This window comes from Streptomyces sp. NPDC002536, assembly GCF_053594995.1.
The window spans coordinates 1-4,225 of record NZ_JBSFWU010000211.1 but is presented as its reverse complement, the minus strand read 5'-3'; the positions used below and the strand labels follow the sequence as shown (position 1 = coordinate 4,225).

General features: G+C 71.9%; 1 protein-coding gene and 1 pseudogene. Both read left to right on the top strand.

The annotated features are described in order from the left end of the window. A pseudogene (locus ACWD4B_RS35255) lies at nt 1-356 on the top strand (type I polyketide synthase); the annotation flags it as partial. Between the two features lie 43 nt (nt 357-399). After that, nucleotides 400-4,225: type I polyketide synthase (locus tag ACWD4B_RS35250; protein ID WP_451424599.1), on the top strand; the 3,826-nt coding region annotated here is incomplete at its 3' end.

Below are 4,225 nucleotides of genomic sequence, written 5' to 3'. Positions count from 1 at the left end.
TGCGCAACCGGCTCTCCACCGCCACGGGCCTGCGCCTGCCGGCCACCCTCGTCTTCGACTACCCCAACCCCACCGCACTCGCCGACCACCTCCTCTCGCAGCTCGTGACCGAAGAGGCCGCCGGACCCGACCTCCTCGCAGAGCTCGAACGGCTGGACTCCGTGCTCGCAGCCGGCGAGCCCGACGCCCGCACCAGGGCCGCCGTCGCCGGCCGCCTGGCGCAGATCCTGGACGCCTGGCGAGGGGCCGAGGCCGAGGAGGACGACGCGGTGGTCGCCGAGCGGATCGAAGCCGCCAGCGCCGACGAGATCTTCGCCTTCATCGACAACGAGCTCGGCCGGAACAGCGACCACTGAGCCCGGCCCCGGCCCTCTTATCCACACGGAAGGTTTCCCCGTCATGCCGAACGACAAAAAGCTCGTTGACTACCTCAAGTGGGTCACGAACGACTTGCACCAGACCCGCCAAAGGCTTCGGGAAGCCGAGTCCGCCAAGCAGGAGCCGATAGCCATCGTCGGGATGTCCTGCCGGCTGCCGGGTGGAGTGCAGTCGCCGGAAGACCTCTGGCGGTTGCTGAGCGAGGGCCGGGACGGCATCTCGGCGTTCCCCACGGACCGTGGCTGGAACCTCGACATGCTCAGTGGTGACGGCGGCGGCAGCAGCGCGACGGTCGAGGGCGGCTTCGTCGACGCGGCCTCGTTCGACGCGGACTTCTTCGGCATCTCGCCCCGCGAAGCCGTGGCGATGGACCCCCAGCAGCGCCTGCTGCTGGAGACCTCCTGGGAGGCGCTGGAGCGGGCCGGCATCGACCCCGTGTCCCTGCGCGGCAGCGACACCGGTGTCTTCGTGGGAACCAGCGGCGTCGACTACATCACCGCGGTGCTGAACTCCCGCGAGGACATCGAGGGTCACGGCAGCACCGGCCTCGCGGGCAGCATCCTGTCCGGGCGGCTGGCGTACAGCTTCGGCCTGGAGGGCCCGGCCCTCACGGTCGACACCGCGTGCTCGTCCTCGCTCGTCTCGCTGCACCTGGCGGCCCACGCGCTGCGGACGCGCGAGTGCTCGCTGGCGCTGGTCGGCGGTGTGACGGTGATGTCGACGCCGATGGGCTTCGCCGGCTTCACCCGGCAGGGCGGACTGGCGTCCAACGGCCGGTGCAAGCCGTTCTCCGACGACGCCGACGGCACCGGATGGTCCGAGGGCGTGGGCATCGTCGTCGTCGAGCGGCTCTCCGACGCCCGCCGCAACGGACACCGGATCCTCGCCGTCGTCCGCGGCTCGGCCGTCAACCAGGACGGCGCGTCCAACGGCCTGATGGCGCCCAACGGCCCGTCCCAGCAGCGGGTGATCCAGCAGGCCCTGGCCAGTGCCGGGCTGACGGCCCCGGAGGTGGACGCGGTCGAGGCCCACGGCACCGGAACGACCCTGGGTGACCCGATCGAGGCCCAGGCGCTGCTGGCCACCTACGGCCAGGGCCGCGACCCCGAACAGCCGCTGCTGCTCGGGTCGGTGAAGTCCAACCTCGGCCATACGCAGGCGGCGGCCGGTGCCGCGGGACTCATCAAGATGGTCCTGGCGCTCCAGCACGGCGTCCTGCCGAAGACGCTGTTCGCGGACACGCCGTCGTCGCACGTGGACTGGTCGGCCGGTGCGGTGGAGCTGCTGACGGAGTCCCAGGAGTGGCCGAAGGCCGACCGGCCGTGGCGGGCGGGCGTGTCGTCGTTCGGGATCAGCGGCACCAACGCCCACGTCATCATCGAGCAGGCACCGGCCGAGGAGCCCGGCGAGCAGGACGGGGACGAGCCGAAGGCCGTACCGTCGGCCGTGCCGTGGCTGGTCTCGGCGCGGTCCGAGGAAGCGCTGGCCGACCGGTTGGAGCAGATCTCGGTGCCGACCGAGGCCTCTCCTCTCGATCTGGGATTCTCGCTGGCCACCTCCCGGGCGCACCTGGAGCACCGCGCCGTCCTGCTGTCCGAGGGCGACGACATCGTCGAGGTCGCGCGCGGGTTCGCCCAGGACACGGCCGGGAACGTCGCGGTGTTGTTCTCGGGTCAGGGTGCGCAGCGGGTGGGGATGGGCCGGGAGTTGTACGGCCGGTTCCCGGTGTTCGCCGAGGCGCTGGATGCGGTGCTGGTGCACTTTGACGGTGAGCTGCGTGAGGTGTTGTTCGCCGACGCTGATGAAGTGCGGCTGAACGAGACGGGGTTCACGCAGCCTGCGCTGTTTGCGGTCGAGGTGGCGCTGTTCCGGCTGGCCGAGTCGTGGGGGATTCGTCCGGATTTCGTTGCCGGGCATTCGATCGGTGAGGTTGCTGCGGCGCATGTGGCCGGGGTGTTCTCGCTGGAGGACGCCTGCACTTTGGTGGCGGCGCGTGCGCGGCTGATGAACGCCCTGCCCGCCGGTGGCGCGATGGTGGCTGTTCAGGCTGCCGAGGCGGAGGTTCGTGGGCGGCTGGTCGACGGTGTGTCGATTGCTGCGGTCAACGGCCCGCAGGCAGTGGTGATTGCCGGTGATGAGGCGGCGGTGCTGCGCGTTGCGGAGGAGCTGGCCGGTGAGGGGCGCAAGACGCAGCGTCTGTCGGTGAGTCATGCGTTCCACTCGTCGCTGATGGAGCCGATGCTGGCGGACTTCCGGCAGGTCGTGGAGGGTCTGTCGTTCAAGGCGCCGGACATCGCGCTGGTGTCGAACGTGACCGGCAAGCTCGCCACTGAAGACCTCGTGTGCTCGGCGGAGTACTGGGTCCGGCATGTGCGGGAGACCGTGCGGTTCGCCGACGGTGTGCGCGCATTGGAGGCCGAAGGCGCGTCGGTCTTCCTGGAGTTGGGTCCGGATGGCGTGCTGACGGCGATGGCCCAGCACAGCCTGGACGGCGCCCCCCTCGCGGTGTCCGCTCTGCGCAAGGACCGCTCCGAGGAGACGGCCCTGCTCACCGCCCTCGCGCGCCTGTACGCGGCCGGCGTCGAGGTCGACTGGGAGGCCTGGTTCGCCGGCACAGGGGCCCGTCGCGTCGATCTGCCGACCTACCCCTTCCAGCACGAGCGTTACTGGCCCCGGCCCGCCGTACTGTCGGGCGACGTCACCGGAGCCGGACTGATGCCGGCCGAGCACCCGTTGCTCGGCGCCATGCTCGCGCTCGCGGATTCCGGCGAGGTGCTGTTCACGGGCAGGCTGTCGGCGCAGACCTCCCCGTGGCTGGCCGACCATGTCCTCGGCGGGAACGTGCTGTTCCCTGCGACCGGTTTCCTGGAGCTGGCGCTGCGCGCCGGCGACCAGGTCGGCTGCGACCGGGTCGAGGAGTTCGCCCTCCTCGCCCCGCTGGTGCTGGAGGAGGACACGGCCACCCGGATCCAGGTGCTGGTCGGCGCCCCTGACGAGGCGGGCGCCCGCGCGATCACCGTGCACTCCTGCCCCGACGGGGCCGTCGACGAGCCGTGGGTGCAGCACGCGCACGGCACGCTGGCCACGGGGGAGCGGATCGGGGACTTCGGCTCCCAGGTCTGGCCGCCGCAGGGCGCGGTGGTCGTCGACATCGAGGACTTCTACGACGGGACCGACTACGGCCCGGCCTTCCAGGGCCTGCGCTCGCTGTGGCGGCGGGACGACGAGGTCTTCGTCGAGGCCGTCCTGCCGGGTGACGTCTCCGGCGAGGCCGGGGCCTTCGGGATCCACCCGGCGCTGCTGGACGCGGTGTTGCAGGCGCACCGGACAACAGGCATCGGCGAGGACGACTTCCTCCTGCCGTTCGCCTGGAAGGGCGTGTCGCTGCACGCCGTCGGCGCCCCGGTCGTCCGCGCCCGCGTCGTGAGGACCGGTGACGACTCGGTGTCCATCACGGCCGTCGACGTCGAGGGCGCACCGGTGCTGTCGGCGGAGGCGCTGGTCCTGCGCCGCCCGTCGGCCACCGGCCCCGTGACGGCTCGGCCCGGCGGCGAGCGCGGCACCGTGCCGTCGGTACCGCGCGGCCCGGTCAAGGGCAGCCGCCGTGCGGCCGCCGGCTCCCCGCTCGACGCCGGGGCCGCAGTGCGGCTCATCCGGCGGCTGACGGAGCTGGCCGGTGACGAGCGGAACGCCTTCGTGCTCGACCTCGTGCGGGGTGAGGCCGCGGCGGTGCTGGGGCACGCCTCGGCCAGGTCGATCGATGTCCGGCGGGAGTTCAACGACCTGGGCTTCGACTCGCTGACGGCCGTCGAGCTGCGCAACCGGCTCTCCACCGCCACGGGCCTGC